Origin of the sequence: Ralstonia sp. 22086 (assembly GCF_052045975.1) — a bacterium.
Lineage (GTDB): Bacteria > Pseudomonadota > Gammaproteobacteria > Burkholderiales > Burkholderiaceae > Ralstonia > Ralstonia wenshanensis.
Genome location: NZ_JBQEPZ010000004.1, coordinates 121,208 through 141,487 on the forward strand (window position 1 = coordinate 121,208; position 20,280 = coordinate 141,487).

Annotated in this window: 16 protein-coding genes; 7 read left to right on the plus strand and 9 right to left on the minus strand. The window is 65.5% G+C overall.

Features of this window, described 5'->3' with window-relative positions; translation table 11 throughout:
* Positions 1 to 658: 658 nt before the first annotated feature.
* Together ACTJK6_RS17725 and ACTJK6_RS17730 are read right to left on the minus strand one after the other, a co-directional pair.
* The gene (locus ACTJK6_RS17725) at positions 659 to 2,497 is read right to left on the minus strand and encodes a methyl-accepting chemotaxis protein (RefSeq protein ID WP_440839696.1); all 1,839 of its coding nucleotides are present in this window, start codon (positions 2,495 to 2,497) and stop codon (positions 659 to 661) included.
* A 91-nt stretch (positions 2,498 to 2,588) separates the two neighbouring features.
* The gene (locus tag ACTJK6_RS17730; protein ID WP_232039101.1) at positions 2,589 to 3,293 is read right to left on the minus strand and encodes a glycine zipper 2TM domain-containing protein; all 705 of its coding nucleotides are present in this window, start codon (positions 3,291 to 3,293) and stop codon (positions 2,589 to 2,591) included.
* Positions 3,294 to 3,568: 275 nt separating this feature from the next.
* Here ACTJK6_RS17730 and ACTJK6_RS17735 point away from each other — a divergent pair, with 275 nt between their 5' ends.
* Positions 3,569 to 4,501, plus strand: a complete 933-nt coding sequence (locus tag ACTJK6_RS17735) for a 2-hydroxyacid dehydrogenase (protein ID WP_440839698.1) — start codon at positions 3,569 to 3,571, stop codon at positions 4,499 to 4,501.
* A gap of 32 nt (positions 4,502 to 4,533) precedes the next feature.
* On the opposite strand, the gene ACTJK6_RS17740 is transcribed toward ACTJK6_RS17735, so the two are convergent.
* On the minus strand, positions 4,534 to 5,790 hold the full coding sequence (locus ACTJK6_RS17740) for a branched-chain amino acid ABC transporter substrate-binding protein (protein ID WP_440839700.1): 1,257 nt from the start codon (positions 5,788 to 5,790) through the stop codon (positions 4,534 to 4,536).
* 229 nt (positions 5,791 to 6,019) lie between these two features.
* Here ACTJK6_RS17740 and ACTJK6_RS17745 point away from each other — a divergent pair, with 229 nt between their 5' ends.
* The 3 genes from ACTJK6_RS17745 to ACTJK6_RS17755 all read left to right on the plus strand — a co-directional run bounded on the left by ACTJK6_RS17745 (position 6,020) and on the right by ACTJK6_RS17755 (position 8,702).
* On the plus strand, positions 6,020 to 6,685 hold the full coding sequence (locus tag ACTJK6_RS17745) for a TetR/AcrR family transcriptional regulator (RefSeq protein WP_414562658.1): 666 nt from the start codon (positions 6,020 to 6,022) through the stop codon (positions 6,683 to 6,685).
* Positions 6,686 to 6,726: 41 nt separating this feature from the next.
* Positions 6,727 to 8,172: an MFS transporter gene (locus tag ACTJK6_RS17750; protein ID WP_433868248.1), complete on the plus strand. Its 1,446-nt coding sequence runs from the start codon at positions 6,727 to 6,729 to the stop codon at positions 8,170 to 8,172.
* A gap of 95 nt (positions 8,173 to 8,267) precedes the next feature.
* Entirely contained in the window at positions 8,268 to 8,702 is a 435-nt protein-coding gene (locus ACTJK6_RS17755; protein WP_092971142.1) for an HIT family protein, read from the plus strand.
* A gap of 9 nt (positions 8,703 to 8,711) precedes the next feature.
* Here ACTJK6_RS17755 and ACTJK6_RS17760 read toward each other — a convergent pair whose 3' ends face one another.
* Genes ACTJK6_RS17760 through ACTJK6_RS17775 form a run of 4 tightly spaced genes read right to left on the minus strand, consistent with a single transcriptional unit; the run spans position 8,712 to position 14,742 of the window.
* Entirely contained in the window at positions 8,712 to 11,891 is a 3,180-nt protein-coding gene (locus ACTJK6_RS17760) for an efflux RND transporter permease subunit (RefSeq protein ID WP_440839703.1), read from the minus strand.
* 11 nt (positions 11,892 to 11,902) lie between these two features.
* On the minus strand, positions 11,903 to 13,093 hold the full coding sequence (locus tag ACTJK6_RS17765) for an efflux RND transporter periplasmic adaptor subunit (RefSeq protein ID WP_440839705.1): 1,191 nt from the start codon (positions 13,091 to 13,093) through the stop codon (positions 11,903 to 11,905).
* Between the two features lie 24 nt (positions 13,094 to 13,117).
* Positions 13,118 to 14,389 carry a TolC family protein gene (locus tag ACTJK6_RS17770; protein ID WP_440839707.1) on the minus strand — a complete coding sequence of 424 codons (1,272 nt, stop codon included), beginning with the start codon at positions 14,387 to 14,389 and terminating at the stop codon, positions 13,118 to 13,120.
* Positions 14,389 to 14,742: a hypothetical protein gene (locus ACTJK6_RS17775; protein ID WP_440839709.1), complete on the minus strand. Its 354-nt coding sequence runs from the start codon at positions 14,740 to 14,742 to the stop codon at positions 14,389 to 14,391. The genes ACTJK6_RS17770 and ACTJK6_RS17775 overlap by 1 nt, the downstream gene beginning before the upstream one ends.
* A 193-nt stretch (positions 14,743 to 14,935) precedes the next feature.
* Here ACTJK6_RS17775 and ACTJK6_RS17780 point away from each other — a divergent pair, with 193 nt between their 5' ends.
* Positions 14,936 to 15,610 (plus strand): heavy metal response regulator transcription factor, encoded by a 675-nt coding sequence (locus ACTJK6_RS17780; RefSeq protein WP_232039092.1) that lies wholly within the window; start codon positions 14,936 to 14,938, stop codon positions 15,608 to 15,610.
* Positions 15,607 to 17,016 (plus strand): heavy metal sensor histidine kinase, encoded by a 1,410-nt coding sequence (locus ACTJK6_RS17785; protein ID WP_440839711.1) that lies wholly within the window; start codon positions 15,607 to 15,609, stop codon positions 17,014 to 17,016. Before ACTJK6_RS17780 ends, ACTJK6_RS17785 begins: the two co-directional genes overlap by 4 nt.
* Before the next feature lie 8 nt (positions 17,017 to 17,024).
* Here the strand turns inward: ACTJK6_RS17785 and ACTJK6_RS17790 are convergent, their stop codons facing one another.
* The gene (locus tag ACTJK6_RS17790; RefSeq protein ID WP_045203446.1) at positions 17,025 to 17,387 is read right to left on the minus strand and encodes a DUF2917 domain-containing protein; all 363 of its coding nucleotides are present in this window, start codon (positions 17,385 to 17,387) and stop codon (positions 17,025 to 17,027) included.
* Positions 17,388 to 17,640: 253 nt separating this feature from the next.
* Here ACTJK6_RS17790 and ACTJK6_RS17795 point away from each other — a divergent pair, with 253 nt between their 5' ends.
* Positions 17,641 to 18,597 carry a TauD/TfdA dioxygenase family protein gene (locus ACTJK6_RS17795; RefSeq protein WP_440839713.1) on the plus strand — a complete coding sequence of 319 codons (957 nt, stop codon included), beginning with the start codon at positions 17,641 to 17,643 and terminating at the stop codon, positions 18,595 to 18,597.
* 2 nt (positions 18,598 to 18,599) lie between these two features.
* Here the strand turns inward: ACTJK6_RS17795 and ACTJK6_RS17800 are convergent, their stop codons facing one another.
* Positions 18,600 to 20,126, minus strand: a complete 1,527-nt coding sequence (locus ACTJK6_RS17800; protein ID WP_414562679.1) for a M20 family peptidase — start codon at positions 20,124 to 20,126, stop codon at positions 18,600 to 18,602.
* Positions 20,127 to 20,280: the final 154 nt, after the last annotated feature.

The window sequence follows — 20,280 nt, forward strand, 5'->3', positions numbered from 1 at the left end:
CCCAAGGTCTTTTCGACTTGCGGCGCAACCGCTTTGCGCCGTGGCATCCGACCCGTTCACCTACTGTCGACCGGGTTGATGCGTCGCCCTCTAGCCTGCTTCCGGCGAGGGAGAACGCGAGGACCATACCAACGCCCACCAAAGCGCACGGTTATGCGGTGCAGCGCACCACAGACGTCTTCGGACACGTGCCGGATACGCCAGGTTGTTGCATGCGTGAACGCAAGACGCGGGCGGCAAGGGTGGCAAGATCAACGCCACGGCATGCAACGCCATCAAATGAGCTGGGACATTCGTCCGGGCAGCGGACAAGGCCTCCCTACGAATGACGGAGGCGCAGAGCGGTCAGGTGCAGGGTGTTTGGGTTAGGCGAGCACAGCGCCCGCCAGACCGGCACGGTTCGCATGTTGCCGCATGCACGTCGGCGCGCAACGGGACGCGGCTCGCAAAGCCTTGTGCATAAAGGATCCGCCAGGGGGATCTCACACCGCAGGCATGCCGACCACGCAGGCTGCCTAGGCGCGCGCTACGTTGTCGCGCGAATCGCAATCCAGGCCGACAACATCGGCCCAAGCAATTCCGCAAATCCGTTACAGCGCTGAAACACAAAGCCGCGCTCGGGGCGCGGCTTGTTGAGATGAACGCGTCGACTTCTGCGTCAGAACTGTTCCCAGTCGTCGGCATCGTTGGAGGCCGCAGCCAAGGCAAGCTTGCCAGGCTTGGGGTCGGCTGCCATGGCAGGCGCTACCTTCACGCTCTGAGCCGGCACAGCAGCCGGCTTGACCCGCGCAGCGGCGCGCTTGCTGGCCGAACGCACCGTCGCCACGGCAGGTTTGCGTGCCGCCGGTTTAGCGACCGGGCTGGGCACGGCCGATGTATTCGACGCAGCCGACGCGGCAGGCGCCGCCTTTGCAACCACGGGCACCAGCACGGGTTCAGCGTGCACACCCGCTGCAGGCAGGCGGAACGATGCCACCGCCTCGCGCAGCACGCCAGCCTGCTCTTCCAGCGATTGCGCAGCAGCAGCAGCCTCTTCTACCAGCGCGGCGTTCTGCTGGGTCACCTCGTCCATCTGCGTGACGGCCTGGTTGACTTGCTCGATACCGGCGCTTTGCTCGTCCGATGCAGAGCTGATCTCGCCCATGATGTCGGTCACGCGCTTGACTGCCACCACCACTTCGTCAATCACCGCCCCGGCTTCGGTCACCAGCGTCGAGCCGTTCTCGACACGGCCCACTGAATCGCTGATCAACTCCTTGATCTCCTTGGCTGCCGTGGCCGAGCGCTGCGCCAGGCTGCGCACCTCGCCCGCCACCACCGCAAACCCACGGCCCTGCTCGCCCGCGCGCGCGGCTTCCACCGCCGCATTCAATGCCAGAATGTTCGTCTGGAACGCGATGCCTTCGATCACGCCGATGATGTCTGCGATCTTCTTGCTGCTGTCGTTGATGCCCGACATCGTCTCGATCACGCGGCCTACCACCTCACCGCCCTTGACGGCGATGTCCGATGCGTTGCCCGCGAGTTGGCTGGCCTGGCGAGCGTTGTCGGCGTTCTGACGCACGATGCTCGTCAGCTCTTCCATGCTCGACGCCGTCTCTTCCAGCGACGAAGCCTGCTCTTCGGTGCGCTGAGACAGGTCCATGTTGCCGGCCGCAATCTGCTTGGTGGCGCTGGCGATGGATTCGCTGCCGCCGCGCATCGTCACGATGGTGCGGATCAGGCCGTGCTGCATGTCGATAAGACCTTGCGTGAGCGCACCCATTTCGTCCTTGCTGCTGACGGTGATGCGCTCGGTCAGGTTGCCCTGCGAGATCGCGCTGAAGTGGCCCAGCATCTTTGAGAGCGGCACCGAGATCGCACGGTGCAGGCCAAATGCGCAGCCCAGCGCTGCGGCAATACCCACCACGATGGCGCCGACGATCAGCATCAGGAATGCGTGCGAGCGGGCGACCGCGCCTTCGTAGGCTGTCTTGGCCTGCTCAGCCTGGCTGCGATCCAGCACGTCAACGGCCGCAGACAGCGCCACAAACTGCGGCGGGATGACGGTCATGACCACCTTGTCTGCGGCAGCGGCATCGTGCGCGCGCAGTGCGCTCATCAGGGGCTCGATGCCGTCGCGGAACAACGCGGCGCGTTTGGCTTCAACGTCCGCGGCCAGGCGCGCTTCCTCCGCGGTCATGGGCAGCGCCTTGTATTGCTTCCACGCGCCTTCCGACTTGGCGCGGTAAGCGTTGGCCTTCTCGATGATGGCCGGCACGTCGGCCGCATCCGGATGGAAGACCGCCCGATCAAGCGTCGTACGCACGATCGCGGCATTCAGCTGCGCCTTGCCCATCAGCGATGCCGAAGCGAGCTGATTGGAGTAGATCTCGTTGATATTTGCGTCGGAGGCGCGCATCCCGATCACGCCAATGGTGCCCGTAATCGTGAGCAGCAAGGCGAGCAGCGTCAGCGCTGCGTTGAGACGGAAACGGATGGAAAGTCGATTGAGCATGGGAATCACCGCGGGGTTATCGCCTCCGCTATATCGGTCGGCCCGCGCCGTTTCTGAAGCCCGGCGCGGGCACATCCCATGCAGGATGTGGCTAGTACGGCACTGCCATGTTGTTTTCGATGCGGGCGCGATCCCCCACGCGCAGGCCGTTCGGGTTGTTCTGCGTGAGCGTCACGCGCGAGTTGTCGTTCAGCCGCATGGTCACGCGGTAGGTCTGGCCGACCACCGTGTTGCCTTCCACGGCGTTGCCCGCCATGGCGCCCGCCACCGCACCGCCGATGGTGGCCACGGTGTTGCCGCGCCCGCCGCCAACCTGGTGGCCAAGCAAGCCGCCCACCACGCCGCCGAGCACGGCACCCACGCCGCTCGACTGGCCCCGCACGGGCACCGCTTCGACGTATTCGACAACGCCGTAGCGGTTATCCGCCGGTGCTTGGTAAGACGGATCGCCGTTGCTCGGATACGGCGAATAGTTCGGCTGCGAGTAAGCCGGCTGTGGCTGCGAATAGGTCGGCGCCGGCTGCTGTGGATACGGCTGCGGCGCGTTCGTACCGTAGCCATTGTTGTACGTGTTGTCGTACCCGCTGGTATAGCCGCTGCTGTAAGTGGCCGGGCCGACGCTGTTGCCATAAGCATTACTGCCCGCGGCATAACCCGCCCCATAGCCCGCTCCATAACCGGGGTACGCAGGTGCTGTCACGCAGCCTGTCAGCCCGGCTGCCACGGCAGCCAATGTGGCTGCTGTCACCCAACGCGCTGCGCGCCCTGCACGGTCCGACTTGTTCGTTGCTCGCATGATGATTCCCGTCTTGTGAACGAGGCGTCTGCGCCGGACCTGCAGTCTGTTCTGCGGCCTGCGGCCATGCGCCTCTTGCCGCAAAGTCTATGCCGCAGCCCTGCAAACCCGTGCAACCAAACCTGCTCATCGGTAACGGGGTGTAACCGCATCGCCGCCGTGGCTTTGGGCAAGGCGCTGGGGGCGCGCGCTATCATCGCCAGGCGCCGTGCGACGCACCTCCTTGCCGATCGGGGTCTCGCCCCCATTGATGCGGTCCGCCTTCTCTCCTGACCATGCAACCGACCCTGCTGCTCCTCATTGCGATGACGCCCGATAACGTGGCGCAGATCGCTGAATATTTTCACGTCATCCATGCACCCACCCGCGCCGAACGCGATGCCGCCATCGCGCGCGAGGGGAAAAACGTCCGCATCGTGCTGACCAATGGCTCGACGGGCCTGACCGGTGCAGAGATCGCCGCGATGCCCAAGCTGGAGCTCGCCTGCGCGCTGGGCGCTGGCTACGAGAACATCGATGTAGAGGCCGCCCGCGCCCGCGGCGTGGTGGTGGCCAACGGCGCCGGCACCAACGACGCCTGCGTGGCCGACCACGCCTTTGGCTTGCTGCTGGCCACCGTGCGCGGCATTCCCAAGCTGGACCGGTCCACACGCAACGGCGTCTGGCGCGACGACATTCCGCTGCAGCCCGGCGTATGCGGCAAGCGCCTGGGCATCGTAGGTCTCGGCACCATCGGCATGCAGATCGCGCGCCGCGCTGCCGGCTTCGACATGCAGATCGGCTATCACAACCGCAAGCCACGCGACGGCGTGTCGTACCGCTACTTCGATGCGCTCAAGGACATGGCCGAGTGGGCTGACTTCCTGATCGTTGCCACGCCAGGCGGTGCGCAGACCAAGCACCTCGTCAACCAGCCGATCCTGGAAGCGCTGGGCCCCAACGGCTACGTGGTCAACATTGCGCGCGGCAGCGTGGTGGATACGGCGGCGCTGGAAGCGGCCATCCGCGCAGGCAAGCTGGGTGGCGCGGGGCTGGATGTGTATGAGAGCGAGCCCAAGCCGCCAGCCGGACTGCTTGACCTGGAGCAGGTCGTTCTGACGCCGCACATTGCCGGCTGGTCGCCGGAATCGGTGCAGGCCACGGTAGATCGCTTTCTGGAGAACGCCCGCGGACATCTGGCGGGCACAGGCGTGGTGTCCCCGGTCTAATGAACTGACCCGGGGACACCACGATCACGCGGTTACGACGCCGGACGCTTCATCTGGCACGACGTCGGCTGGGCCGCGAGGTGCGGTTCCAGCGTGACGTCGGTACGCCAGCCGTAGCCGGTGTTTTCCTGGTCGTACTTGATCTTCTTGCCGTCGGCCTTTACCCAGGTGGTCACGTACAGCGTCTGCTGCGCCTGGTGATCGGTCTTGCGCATTTCGATCGGACCATTGAGGCCATCGACCGTCATGCCTTCCATCACCTTGGCCACCTTGGCCGGCTCGGCCGAACCGCTGGTCTTGATGGCCTTGGCCAGGAAGGCGATGCCGGTGTAGACATCGGCATTAAAGAAGTCGTCGTTGTACTTCTTCTTGAAGCCGTCGAGCACGGCGCTCGTCTTGGCGTTGCCGTCGTTCGGGGCAAAGTAGCTGATGACCTTCACGCGATCCGCGCCTGAGGCGCCCATCGCCGTGGGCACACCGGTTGTGCCGGCATAGTACGTATAGAAATTGGTGGTCAGGCCCGCATCTTTCGATGCGCGGATCAGCAGCGCCAGATCGCTCCCCCAGTTGCCGGTGATGACGGTATCGGCGCCGGACGCACGAATCTTCGCGACATACGGCGAAAAGTCCTTCACCTGCGCAAGCGGGTGCAGATCTTCACCCACCACCTGGATGTCCGGACGCTTGCGCTTGAGGTATTCCTTGGCTGCACGCGCCACCTGGTGGCCGAACGAGTAGTTCTGGTTCAGCAGGTAGACCTTCTTGATGTTCTGGTCCTTGGCGAGATAGCTCGTCAGGGCCTCCATCTTCATGTCGGAGTTGGCGTCCAGGCGGAAGTGCCAGTAGTTGCACTTGCTGTTGGTCATGTCCGGGTCGACCGCGGCGTAGTTGAGATAGATGATCTCCTTGCCCGGGTTGCGGTCGTTGTACTTGGCGATGGCGTCCTGCAGCGCCATGCCCACGCTGGAACCGTCGCCCTGGGCAACGTAACGGATGCCCTGGTCGGTGATCTGCTTGAGGATCGTCAGGCTCTCTTGCGGCGACACCTTGTTGTCAAAGCCGACGACTTCAAATTTGGTGCCGTTGCCGCTCCAGTTCTGCTGGTTGGCCAGATCAGCCGCGTATTGCCAGCTGCGCAGCTGGTTCTGGCCCAGCGCGCCCATCAGCCCGGACAGCGGATCGATCCACGCGATCTTGACGGTCTCGGCGTGGACGGTGCCCGGGCAAAATGCGCCTGCGAATGTGCTAACTGCTGCCGCCGCGCACAGCGCGAGTCGGAATGCCTTCATGCAAATGTCTCCTGATGTCTTATCGTTTGACGCCGTGCAGAAGGCATCGTCGAGCATGGTTCTTACACTAAGCCGCAAACCAAGGCTTGCGGTAGCTCGATCCTTCCATACACAAACGTATGTGCATGGTAGGAGGGCGTTTGTTGCCGTGTCAACCCGCGCAAACCTGGGGGCCTCAGCACGATTTAAGCGCTGGACAGCCCCGCCAGCGGGGCTAGAATCCGCCTTCATGCCAAAGCCATCCCTGCAGATCGACGAACGCGACGAAGCCGTCGAAGTCGATGCCGATTCCGCCTCCCCCGCCGCGCCGCGTACACAGCTCACGCCTGACGACTGGGTGCGCGCCGCTACCGATCTGCTTGTGACAAAGAGCATCGATGCCGTGCGCGTGGACGTGCTTGCCAAGCAGCTGGACGTGACGCGCGGCAGCTTCTACTGGCACTTCAAGAACCGCGACGATCTGCTGCACCAGGTATTGCAGGACTGGAGCGAGCGCACGCGCGTGGGCCCCAAGCTGGAGCGGCAAAACCCGTCGGTGCAGGGCCTGGTGCGCGATCTGCTCGCGCTGCCGTTTCGCGGACGCAGCGCCCGCCGCACAGCCATGATCGAATTCGCCATCCGTGCCTGGGCGCGGCGCGACCCGATGGCGCAAGAAGCCGTCGAAGCGGTGGACGAGCATCGCATGGACTACTACGTCCAGCATTTCCAGGCGATCGGCTTTGCGCGCAAGGACGCCAAGACGCGCGCCTTCATGCTCTACGCCTACCAGCTATCGGAGGCCACGCTCTGGCACCAGGGCAGCAAGCCCGACAAGGACGCGCGCCGCCGCTTCTTTGAAGACACGCTGCTCGCGGGTGCACCCTCTGAAGGTTCGTCCGCCCCGTCGCAGGAATAATTCGTGCTGCATGGGGCGCATTCCCCTCCGAGTGCGCCGCGATGCCCGAATCGCCAGCCTTTCACACATCCGACCTTCCCAGCCGGCTCGATCGCCTGCCGTGGAGCCGCTTTCACACGCGCGTGGTCATTGCGCTGGGCATTACGTGGCTGCTCGACGGCCTGGAGGTGACACTGGCCGGTGCTGTGGCGGGCGCACTCAAGCAAAGCCCTGCCCTACATCTCACCAACGCGCAGGTCGGCATTGCCAGCAGCGCATACCTGGTCGGGGCGGTATTCGGGGCGCTGCTGTTCGGCTGGATGACGGACCGACTCGGCCGTCGCAAGCTGTTCTTCATCACGTTGGGCGTCTACATCCTGGCCACGCTGGCTACGGCGTTCTCATGGAGCTTTGCCAGCCTGGTCGTGTTTCGGGTGCTCACAGGCGCAGGCATCGGCGGTGAATACGCGGCCATCAACTCGACCATCCAGGAGCTAACGCCGGCACGCGTGCGCGGCTGGACTGACCTCGCCATCAACGGCACGTTCTGGATCGGTGCCGCGTTGGGCGCAGGTGCATCGTTGTGGCTGCTGGATCCGGCGCACATGAGCATCGATACCGGCTGGCGGCTGTGCTTCTTCATTGGCGCCCTGCTGGGGCTCATCATCCTGGTGATGCGTTTCTGGATTCCGGAAAGCCCGCGCTGGCTCATCACGCGCGGCCGGCACGAAGAAGCACAGACCATCGTGCAGGACATCGAAAGCGAAATTGCCGCACGCGGCCATCGCTTCGATACCGCGCCGCTGCCTGCATTGCGCATGCGCCGCCGCGGCCATCCACGCTTGATGGAAGTCGCACGCGTGCTGTTCATGCTGCACCGGCAACGCGCGCTGGTGGGCCTCGCGCTGATGGCGGCACAGGCGTTTTTCTACAACGCGATTTTCTTCACCTACGCGCTGGTGCTGACGGATTTTTATGACGTGCCCGCAACGAAGGTCGGCACGTACCTGCTGCCGTTCGCACTGGGCAATTTTCTCGGGCCGCTGCTGCTCGGGCGATTGTTTGACGTGGTGGGCCGGCGCACGATGATTGCAGCGACCTACGCAATCAGCGGCGTGCTGTTGCTGGCAAGCGGCGCGCTGTTCAAGGCCGGTGTGCTTGATGGCACCACGCAGACCATCGCGTGGACCGTGGTGTTCTTCTTTGCATCGGCCGCTGCCAGCTCGGCATATCTGACAGTGAGCGAAACCTTTCCGCTTGAGGTGCGCGCGCTGGCCATTGCGCTGTTCTATGCCGTGGGCACGGGGCTTGGCGGCGTGGCCGGGCCCGCGCTGTTCGGCTGGCTGATCGATACGCACTCGCGCGGCGCCGTGTTCGGCGGCTACGCATTCGGTGCCGTGCTGATGCTGCTGGCTGCCGTTGTGCAGGCTTGCTGGGGGACGGCGGCCGAACGCAAACCCCTGGAACACGTGGCTGCGCCGCTGTCGGTGGACGACAGCCCGGCTTGATCTGCGCCAAACCGGCGCCACGCGCGTCCCCGCCGGTCGCCTATATACTTTCGCGCAGCGCTTTCCCGTGCATTTCCCGCTTACTGGAGACACCCATGCCTGACGCGACTTACGACAACCAGAACATTTTCGCCAAGATCCTGCGCGGCGAGCTGCCGTGCATCAAGGTGTACGAAGACGACCACACCATCGCTTTCATGGACATCATGCCGCAGGCCGACGGCCACGTGCTGGTGCTGCCCAAGGAAGGCGCGGCAGAGCTGTTCGACCTGTCGGATGATGCTGCATCGGCCGCCATCCGCACCACGCGCAAGCTGGCGCGCGCCGTGCGCGCTGCGTTCACGCCGCCGGGCATCGCGGTCTTCCAGCTCAACGGCAGCGCTGCCGGGCAGACGGTGCCGCATGTGCACTTTCACGTGCTGCCGCGCTACAGCGATACGCCGCTGCAACCCCACGCCCGCGTGCAGGCCGACAGCGACAAGCTCAAGGCCCACGCCGAGAAGATCATCGCCGCACTGCAAGCGGAATAAGCGCCCCCGTCACGGCGCAGCGGACGGCACTGCCGAATCCGCCTGCGCCGTGGCGCCTTCTCGTCCGCCCTCCCGTCGATAAGCCAGCCGATACAGCACCGGCAACACCAGCAGCGTTAGCGCCGTCGACGACAGAATCCCTCCGATCACCACCGTGGCCAGCGGACGCTGCACTTCCGCGCCCGTACCGGTTGCCAGCGCCATCGGCACGAAGCCGAGCGACGCCACCAGCGCGGTCATCAACACCGGGCGCAAGCGTGTGAGGGCGCCCTCACGCACGGCCTCGTCGACCGACTTGCCGTTCTCTCGCAGGCCGCGGATAAAGCTCAGCATCACCAGCCCGTTGAGCACCGCCACGCCCGACAGCGCGATGAAGCCCACCGCCGCTGAAATCGACAGCGGAATACCGCGCAACGCCAGCGCCAGAATGGCGCCCGACAGCGCGAACGGAATACCGGAGAACACCAGCAAACCGTCCTTCAGGTTGCCGAACATCATGAACAGCAGCGTGAGCACCATGGCCAGCGCCAGCGGCACCACGATCTGCAGGCGTTCGGTAGCCGACTGCAACTGCTCGAACTGCCCGCCCCACGCCATCCAGTAACCGGCCGGCAGACGCACCTGCGCATCGAGCACCGCCTGCGCTTCCTCCACAAACGAGGCGATGTCGCGCCCACGCACATTTGCGCTGACGACGATGCGGCGCTTGCCGTCTTCGCGGCTGACCTGGTTGGGGCCCGTGATTTCGTTGAGCGTGGCCACATCCGCCAGTGGCACGTAACCCTGCCCGTTGGGCAACGCCAGCGGCAGGCGGCCCAGTGCTGCCGGATCACTGCGTGCGGTTTCCGGCAGGCGCACGACGATGCCGAAACGACGGTCGCCCTGGAATACCGTGCCCGCATCCTTACCGCCGATGGCCGCGGACACCGTGTCCTGGATCGCACCGATGGAGAGGCCGTAGCGTGCAGCCTTGTCGCGATCAATGTCGACGTTCAGGAAAGGCAGTCCGCCGGTCTGTTCGATCTTCACCTCGGTGGCGCCGGCCAGCTTGCCGAGCTGCGCGGCAATGATCCTGGCCTGCGCCTCAAGCACGCCCATGTCATCGCCGAAAAGCTTGACAGCCACGTCGCTGCGCACGCCCGAGATCAGCTCGTTGAAGCGCAGCTGAATCGGCTGCGAGAACTCGTACGCATTGCCGGGCAGTGCTTCCACCGTGGCACGAATGTCGGCGAGCAACTGATCCCGGTTGCGGCGTTTGCCATCGGCGCCGGCCGGCCAGTCGCGCTCGGGCTTGAGCATGATGTAGCCGTCGGAGATGCTGGGCGGCATCACGTCGGTCGCGACTTCTGCGGTGCCTGTGCGCGCGAATACACGCTCGATCTCGGGAAACTTAGCCTTGAGCGCGCGCTCGATCTGCATCTGCATGTCCAGCGATTGCGCCAGGCCCGTGCCCGGCACGCGCATGGCCTGAATGGAAAGATCGCCTTCGTTCAGGTTGGGCACGAACTCTGCGCCCAGGCGCGTGGCAGCCACCAGCGAGACCGACACGGCTACCGCGGCAAACGTCAACACCACGGCGGGTGCGGCCAGCACGCGTTCGAGCAGCGGCGCATACACACGGCGCGCCCAGCCCATCAGGCGGTTCTCCTTCTCGGCCACGCGTTCGCCAATGAACAACGCCACGGCAGCGGGCACAAACGTGATGGAGAGGATCATGGCCGCAGCCAGCGCCAGCACCACCGTGATCGCCATCGGGTGAAACATCTTCCCTTCCACACCCGAGAGCGCAAAGATCGGCAGGTACACCACCATGATGATGAGCTGGCCATACAGCAACGGGCGGCGTGCCTCGCGGGCGGCTTCAAATACCTCGTCGAAACGCTCGGCGCGCGTGAGCGGTCGACCACGTGCCTCCTGCGCATGCGCAAGGCGCCGCACGCAGTTCTCGACGATCACCACGGCACCGTCGACGATGATGCCGAAGTCCAGCGCGCCCAGACTCATCAGATTGGCGCTCACCTTGGCCGACACCATGCCGCTGAACGTCATCAGCATCGACAGGGGAATCACCAGCGCGGTCAGCACGGCTGCACGCAGGTTGCCCAGGAAGAGAAACAGCACCGCCATCACCAAAATGGCGCCTTCCAGCAGGTTCTTCTTGACCGTGGCGATGGCCTTGTCGACGAGTACCGTGCGGTCGTACACCGACTCCACCCGAATGCCCGGCGGCAGCGTCTTGCGGATCTCCTGCATGCGCTTGTCCACGGCCTGCGAAACCGTGCGGCTGTTCTCACCCATCAACAGGAATGCCGTGCCGAGCACCACCTCGCGCCCATTGCTGGTGGCGGCGCCCGTGCGCAACTCGCTGCCGCTTTCGATGGTGGCGACGTCACGCAAGCGCACCGGCGTGCCGTTCGGGCTGGCAAGCACCACGTTGCCGATGTCGGCCGCGTCACGCAGCTGGCCGGGCGCGCGCACGAGGTATTGCTCGCCCTTGCGTTCGATATAGCCGGCGCCGATGTTGGCGTTGTTGCGCTCCAGCGCGGCCACCACATCGGCCAGTGTGAGCTTGTACGAAGCCAGGCGTTCCGGGCTTGTTGCCACCAGGAATTCCTTTGCAAAGCCGCCGATGGTGTTGACCTCCGTCACGCCCGGCACGTTGCGGATCTGCGGGCGGATCACCCAGTCCTGCAACTCGCGCAAATCTGCGGGGGTGTAGGCGGTGCCGTCGGGCTTGCGCGCGTTGGCGTCGGCCTCCACGGTCCACAGGTAGATTTCGCCCAGGCCCGTGGAGACGGGCCCCATGCTTGGCGAAATACCATCGGGCAACTGTTCCTTTGCGGCCTGCAGGCGTTCGCTCACCAACTGGCGCGCGAAGTAGATGTCGGTGCCTTCCTTGAAGATCACCGTCACCTGCGACAGGCCGTAGCGCGAGAGCGAGCGCGTCTGCTCCAGCTTCGGTAAGCCGGCCATGGCGGTTTCCAGCGCATACGTGATGCGCTGTTCGGTTTCCAGCGGCGAATAGCCCGGTGCCGGCGTGTTGATCTGCACCTGCACGTTGGTGATGTCGGGCACCGCGTCGATCGACAGGCGCGTATAGCTGTACGCGCCAAACGCGGCGGCCGCCAGCACGGCCATCAACACCAGCCAGCGCTGCGCGATGACGGTGCGCAAGAGGCGTTCAAACATGGCGCCTCCTTTCAGTGGCCGTGGTCAGCGGACTTGCCGGCTTCGGCCTTCAGCACGTAGCTGTTGGCCGCAGCGTAGCGCGTGCCGGCGGGAAGGCCCTCCAGGATTTCCGTCCAACTGCCGTCAGTGCGGCCTGTCTTGACGGGGCGCACCTCGAAGCCGGTCGGCACGGGCACGAACACCGACGGCTTGTCATCGACGGTCTGCACGGCATCGGCGCGCACAGCCACGGGCACCTGCACGCGCCCCGATTCAACGGACACGTTGACGAACATGCCCGGGCGCCATGCGAGCTTAGGGTTGTCGAGCGTGACGCGGGCGGGCGCGGTGCGGGTCTGCTCGCCAAGCAATGCGCCAACGTAAGCGACCTTGCCTTGCACGGCGGTACCGGTGGCCGTGGCACGCACAGTGGCCGACGCGTTGGCGGTGACCGCCTCCAGATCCTTGGCGGTGACAGAGAAATCGGCCCAGACGGTGCGCAGGTCCGCCACCGTAAAGACGGCTGTTTCCGCCTGCACTGCTTCGCCCTGCGACAAGTGCTTGGCAACCACCACGCCATCAAACGGCGCACGCAGCTCGAAGCGATTCAACGCCGAGCCCGCCGGCGCGGCACCAATGGCTGTCAGCTTCTGGCGGGCGTTGTCCGCGGCAATGCGCGCTTCCTGCAGTGATGTACGCGCCTGCTGGTAATCCTGTTCGGCAGCGATGCCCTGCTCCCACAGGCGCTTTTCGCGTGCGTGTGTTTCCTGCGCGAGCGCAAGGCGTTGCTGGGCCGCCTGCAGTTCGCTGCGTTGATCCGACAGCGCGGGGCTGGACAGCACGGCCAGCAGTTGGCCGCGCGCCACCGGTTGGCCAAGCTCCACCGCCACCTTCTCCGCCACGCCCGCCACACGGGGGACCACGTGGGCGGTGCGGTCTTCGTTCAGGCGAATTTCACCGGGCAGGACAACCTCCGTTCGCAGCTCGGCGGCGCCTGCGCTTTCCACGCCGATCTTCGCATTGGCGATGGCTTCAGCCGTCATGGCAAGCGTTTCGGCGTGCGGTGCGTCAGGCTGCTCGGTGGTGGCGGGTGCAGGTGCCGCCTCGGCCTCGGGCGTCGCAGCCTGGCGCGCGCCCGTACCGAACCAGAGCCCGGCAGCGGCCAGCGCGCCAAGCACGACGATGAGCGCGATGGCGCGCCGTTGTTGCGGTGGAAGTGTCATGTCAGCGGAAAGAGAGCGGCCGCATTACCGGCCGAGGATGCGATCGATACCGGCGGCCGCCTGATGCGCGCGCGACAGCGCGGCCAGGTATTGCGCGCGCGCCTGGAACAGCGTGCGCTGGGCGTCCAGCACATCGAGAAAATTGAACTTGCCCGCATCAAAGCCGATGCGTGCGGCGTCATACGCGCGCTGCGCACCTGGCAACACGTCTTGCCGCAGCGACTGCACGGCGGCGCGCGCTGCGTCGAGCCGTGCCACGTCCTGCGCGAGCGTGGCGTTCTGTTCAAGCTGCAGGGCGCGGTAGTCTTCAAAGGCCTTGTCGGCCAACCGCTGTGCTTCGAGCTGGCTGCCCTGGTTGCGATCAAACAGCGGCAAAGGCACGGCAATGCCGAGCACCGCCATGTTGTTGTTCGCGGCGCTGTCGCGCTTGGCGCCCACCGTGAGCGTCACGTCGGGCACGCGTTTGCTGCGCTCCACGTTGGCAAGTGCCTGGCGGCGGTCGATCTCCAGACGGGCACGGACGGCACGGGGCGTATTTTCCAGTGCACCGGTGGCTTGGCGCGCTTCGGGCGGCACGACGGGCAGCGTCTCCGCGCTTCCGTCGGCTTCAGGCGCGGCAGAAGGCGTGCCCCAGAAGGCCGCCAATGCACGTTGAGCGACCAACAGTTCGGCATTCGCGTCACGCAGTTCGATGGCAGCACTGGCGCGGGCCACGCCAGCCTTGGTCTGCTCCACCGGCGAGACTTTCCCCGCTTGCACGCGCCGCGCGGCCGCGGATTCGGCCTGAGCGGCCAACGCATCCGACGCCTGCGCGAGCGCCAGGCGCTCCTGCGCGATCACCAGGTCGAAGAACGCGCGCGTGACATCCGCACGCAACTCGGCCTGCAGCACGGCGGCATCTTGCGCCGTGGCGTCCCGGGTGATTTGTGCGGCGCGCGTGCGGGCACCACGCTTGCCGCCCAGTTCCAACGGGATATTCAGTTGCGCCGTCATCGTGGCGCGGTCGCGCCGGACGTCTTCTGTCGTGAAGGCGGCGTCGGGATTGCGCAGCCGGCGGGCCTGGTCGAGTGCGCCCTCGCTGGCGGCCACCTCATACCCGGCAGCGGCCAGCGCCGGATGCGACTGCACCGCGCGTTCAACGGCTTGCTGCAGCGTCACGCGTTCGGATGACGCAGCCGCAGGCCCGCCTGGCATAGAAAGGGCCACCGGAGCGACGGGGTCCGGCACCGCTGCGGTGGCCAACGGGGCAGCCAAAAGGCAGATGAGAGCCGCCCCGGCGGTCTGGAAACAACGCATTACGCAATCGCGCCGTCGGTGTACGGATCCGGGCTGCGCGGGCTGCTCAAGCCGCCATCGGTGTAAGGATCGCGGGCGCCAACGCGGGCCTCGAGCGCCGTTTGTGCTGCACCGTCCGTGTAAGGATCGCGGGCGCCGGTTTTGCCGCCGTCGGTGTAGGGGTCGCGGGTACCGGACTTGGCGCCATCGGTGTACGGGTCACGCGCGCCGGCCTTGGCCAGCGGCGCGGCCATCGACTTGATCTGCGGAGCGCAGCAGGCAGACTGGTTGTCTTGCGCGGCAACGGCGGTGCCGGTTGCCAGCATTGCGGCCAGAGCCGCCAGGGACAGCACACGTTGGAATCGAATCGCCATGAGAATCTCCTTCAAAAGGCCTGACATCAGCAAACAGGAAGGGGGGCGATGTCAGTGGGGCCAGTCTAGGGAGCGGTGCACCACGCGGGCATGACTCGAAGATGACAAACTTGTCATCTTTGTGCCCCCGTCGGGGGTTTTGGCATATCGTGGCGGCACTGGCGGATGCATCAAGCGCGCGCCATTTTTCATCATGCGACTGCTCATTGTTGAAGACGAGCCCAAAGCGGGCGATTACCTGCTCAAGGGCCTGACGGAATCCGGCTTTGTGGCCGACCTCGCCCGCACAGGCCCCGATGGCCTGTTCCAGGCCATGGAGCATGACTACGACCTGATCGTGCTCGACGTCATGCTGCCCGGCATGGACGGCTGGCAGGTGCTGCAGGAACTGCGCCGCCGCAAGAGCACGCCGGTGCTGTGCCTGACCGCGCGCGATGAACTGGCCGACCGCCTGAAGGGCCTGGAGCTGGGCGCGGACGACTACCTCGTCAAACCCTTCGCCTTTGCCGAGCTGGTGGCGCGCGTGCGCACCATCCTGCGGCGCGGCCCGCTGCGTGAAAGCGAGATCCTCGAAATTGCCGACCTGACGATCGACACGATCAAGCGCCGCGTGACACGCGCAGGCCAGCGCATCGACCTGACCGCCAAGGAATACGCGCTGCTGCATCTGCTGGCGCGCCGCGCGGGCGAGGTCCTCTCGCGCTCGCTGATCGCCTCGCAGGTGTGGGACGTGAACTTCGACAGCAACACCAACGTGGTGGATGTGTCGATCCGGCGTCTGCGCGCCAAGGTGGACGATCCGTTCGAGCACAAGCTGATCCACACCTTGCGCGGCATGGGCTACGTGCTGGACGCGGTGGGCCGTTGATGCGCTGGCCTGCATCCCTTGCCGGCCGGCTCGTGCTGGCGTTTGTGGTGGTGGCGTCGGTCACGCTCACGGCAGCCGGCACGTATCTGTACTTCGCACTCAACGCGCAACTGCGCGTGGCTGACGATGCAATGCTGCTCGGCAAGATCACGCAACTGCGCCACCTGGCCAGTGAGGCGCTCAACGCCGACGATCTGGCGCGCACCGCGCACCGCTATACCGATGTGGTGTCGGGCCACGATGGGCTGATCCTGCGCATTGCCACGCCCGAAGGCCGCACCCTGGTGGAGGTGAACCCCGAGGGGGAACAGGTGAAGATGCCGCACGTGGTTGCGGCTGCGGTGCCGCCGTCGGAGTCTTCCGTACAGACTTGGACGTCGATGACTGGCATGGCATCACGCGCCGTGGCCGCGGAGGCATGGCTGGGGCAGAACACCGCAAAAGTCGTCGTGCTGGTGGCGCAGGATGGCGACAGCCGTGCAGCGTTGCTGACCCAGTATCAGCGCCACATCGTGTTTGCCGTGCTTGGCGGCGTGGCCGCGGTGGCACTGCTGAGCCTGCTGCTCGTGCGGGGCACGCTGCGCGGTTTGGCACGCATCGGCAATCAGGCCGCGGCCGTGGTGCCGAGCCAGCTCGACACGCGTCTCACGCTGCAGGGCGCGCCGCGCGAATTGGCGGACCTGCTGGCATCGCTCAACGCCATGCTCACGCGCCTGCAGGACGGCTTTGCGCGGCTGTCGCAGTTCTCTGCGGACCTGGCGCATGACTTCCGCACGCCGCTGGCCAATCTGGTGGGCCAGACGGAAGTCACACTCGCACACCCGCGCACGGTCGAGGAATACCGCAGCGTGCTCGAATCCAACCTGGAGGAATACGCGCGCCTGTCGCACATGATCGAAGACATGCTGTTCCTGGCGCGCGCCGACCATGCACGCGTGGCGCTGTCCATCGCGCCGCTGGATGCGCGGCACGAGGTGCAGGTGCTGGTCGACTACTTCGAGGCGGTGGCCGCCGATCGTGATATCGCCATCGATGTGCACGGTGATGCGCGGCTGCACGCAGACGCCACGTTGCTGCGCCGGGCGATCAACAACCTGCTCGACAACGCGCTGCGTCACACCCCTACCGGCGAGCGCATCGACGTGACGATCGCGGCAGCGCCGCAGGGGATCGCAATCGCCGTGCGCAACCCTGGAACGGGCATTCCGGCTGCGGCCCTGCCGCTGCTATTCGAGCGGTTCTACCGGGGCGACCCCGCGCGCGCGCAATCCGGGGCGCAATCGAGCCAGTCCACCGGGTTGGGACTGGCCATCGTCAAGACCATCATGGACCTGCACGGCGGTAGCGTGCACGCCAGCAGCCCGCCGGGTGGGCGGACCGAATTCCGGCTCGTGTTTCCGGCTTGACGCAAGGCTTAGGTGCCGATCCGCTGTGCCGACGGCGTACGCGCGGCATCCTGCCCGTCGTCACGCAGAATCTGCCGATACGCAGCCACCACCAGCAAGCCGATAAAACGCAGCAGGCGGCGCGGGGCGTTGATATCTTCGGTCACGGCAAAGCGCGCCGGCGTACCGTCGACCGGCTCACCGGAGAGCCAGAAGCGCACGCCCGCCGGCACGTCGATCGACTGGCCTGGCTTGAGCCAGATGTCCTGCCGCTGATGCTCTTGCGTGACCCACAACAGCCCGGCTTGTGCGGCGATGGTTTGGGCCCGTGCCGACCGCCAGCTCACCGGCACGCCCGGCCGGTCCAGTTCGAAGATTCTGATTTCGCGCATGATTGAGACTCCTGTGCCGGGGTTCGTGGTGGATTTTTATGGGGACTGCGGATCGGCACGGTTCCATCTTGCGCGGCAGATCAAACCGATGACATGAACAGTTGCGAACAGTTTGGCTGAACTGTTCAGCATCTTTCACGAACAGTTCATCGGCATGACCGACAGAACTGCATTTGGATATGTCAAACCGTTCGTTCTCGGCGGGGCGCGGGCTCATTAGCATGGTCCATCGCCATCTTTTGCCGGAGCCGCCATGCCAGACGATCACAACGCCGCCATCGACACCACGTTCGGCACCCTGCGCGTACGCCGGGTGGCCGGACATATCGGCGGGGAGGTGCTCGACCTCAAGCTCGGCGCGGAGTTGGCAGAAGACACGTTCGCGAGCCTGTATGCGGCGCTGCTCAAGTACAAGGTGTTGTTCTTTCGCGACCAGCAGCATCTGGACGATGACCGGCACCAGGCCTTCGGCAAACGCTTTGGCCGCATCGTCGCCCACCCGACCGTGCCGGCGCCTACCGGCACGCAACTGTTTGAACTCGACGCGTCAAAGGGTGGCGGCCGTGCAGACTCGTGGCATACCGACGTGACGTTTCTCGATGCGTTTCCGAAGGTGTCGATCCTGCGCGCGGTGACGATTCCGGCTTTCGGCGGCGACACGGTCTGGGCCAACACCGCCCGCGCCTATGAACAGTTGCCCGACCCGCTCAAACAGCTTGCCGAGCAGTTCTGGGCCGTGCACACCAACGATTACGACTACGGCGCCGAGCGCACTCAAATCGATAGCGCACGCCTGCGGCATCATCGCGATGTGTTTACCGCCTCGGTGTATGAAGCCTCGCACCCCGTGGTGCACGTGCACCCGGAGACCAGCGAACGCGCCCTGCTGCTCGGGCACTTCGTCAAACGCTTCACCGGGCTGTCGGGCAGCGAATCGACGCGGCTGTTCGAACTGCTGCAGAACCGCGTGACGCGGCTGGACAACACCGTGCGATGGCAATGGCGCCAGCACGACGTCGCCATCTGGGACAACCGCGCCACGCAGCACTACGCCATCAACGATTACGGCAACCAGCCGCGCCTGGTACGCCGCGTGACCGTGCATGGCGACACGGCCATCTCAGTGGACGGCAGCCGCAGCACGCAACTGCGCCGCCCCGAAGCCACCAACGACGCGCACATCGACACGCTGCTGGCGGCCTCGCACTGACATCAAGCCCCGGCCGCCTGCTGCACCAACCGGTGGTAGAACCGGATCAGCTCCACCAGGTTGGCCTCGGTGATCCGCTCGTTGGTGCCGTGAAAGCGCGGCAGGTCTTCGGGCTTGGCGCGCACCGGCGAGAACCGATACACATGGTCGGCAATTTCGATCATGTGGCGCGAATCCGTCGCCCCAATCATCAGCCCGGGCGCCACGACCGTGCCCGGGAACAGCTCGCGCACCGTCTTGTTGATCAACTGATACGACGCCGACTGCGTGGGCGACACCGGCGACGCTTCGCTGGAACCCGGCAGCCGGGTCAGCTCGAACTTGCCTTTGGGCGCGGCCGCCTTGGCGGCGTCTTCCACGTGCGCGGTGACGGAGGCGATGGTGTCGCCGGGCAGCAGGCGGAAGTTGACCGTGGCCTCGGCGCGGCCGGGCAACACGTTGTCTTTGTTGCCGGCCTGCACGATGGTCAGCGCGGTGGTGGTACGCAGCATGGCGTTGGAGCTGCCCGATGCTTCCAGTTGCTTCTGCACCAGCGGCCCGAACAGCCACAGGTTCGACAGTGCCACGCGGCTGAACCCCTGCATCTCGGGTGCCAGCGTTGCAAACATCTCCTGCGCAACGCCGCGAATGCCGGCGGGCAATTGATCGTCATCCAACCGCTTGAGCGTGGCGCTCATCATGGCGATGGCGCTCTGCCCGTGCGGCGGCGGCATCGACGAATGCCCCGGCGTGGCCCCGACCTTGAGCTGTACGGAGAGAAAGCCCTTCTCTGCCACGCCAATCAGCGCCGCCGGTTTGGTGAGCCCCGGCAGCACGCCCTCGGTAATCAGCAGCCCTTCGTCGATCACGAAGTCGAGACGCTCGCCGCGCGATTTAAGCAGCGCGGCAATTTGCTTGGCACCACGCTCGCCGCCCACTTCCTCGTCGGCACCAAAGGCCAGGTGGATGGTGCGGCGCGGCTTGAAACCGCTGGCGGCCAGCAGCTCGATGGCTTCCATCTGCGAGATCAGGTTGCCCTTGTCGTCCCACGCGCCGCGGCCCCAGACCATGCCGTCTTTCACCACGCCGTCAAAAGGTGGTTGGGCCCAGTCGCCTTCCGTACCGGGGGCGATGGGCACGACGTCCTGGTGCGCCATCAGCATGATGGGCTTGAGCGACGGGTCGGAGCCCTTCCAGGTGTAGAGCAACGCAAAGTCGCCCACTTGCTCACGCTGCAGCACGGCATGCGCCTTGGGATAACGGGCCTCGAGCATGGCGTGCAACTGGCGGAACTGGTCGGCATTCAGTTGCGCATCGGTCGCGCTCGACACGGTGCGTGCGCGCACGGCTTCCGCCAGGTGAGCCGCAGCCGTCGGGCCATCCACGGCGACCGGCGTAACGGCGGGCACATCGAGCTGCCGCGAGCTGTGCCGCCATGTATTGACGGCGACGGCAGCCGCCAGTGCCAGCAGGACGACGGCAACCGCCAACAACAAGCGGCCGACAACGCGGCCTGCCATCCCATGACGTCGCTTGAACGAAGCCTTCATTCGTCTCCCCTCTCTTTCGGTATGCGCAGTTGTTGAACCAGGAACGCAAGTATCACTGCAACTCGGTGCATTCGCCACTTGCCCGGGGGCTGGGTTTCCCAGGATTACAATGCGCTGAACAGTTGTGAACAGTCTTTGCCAACTGTCTCGTAGC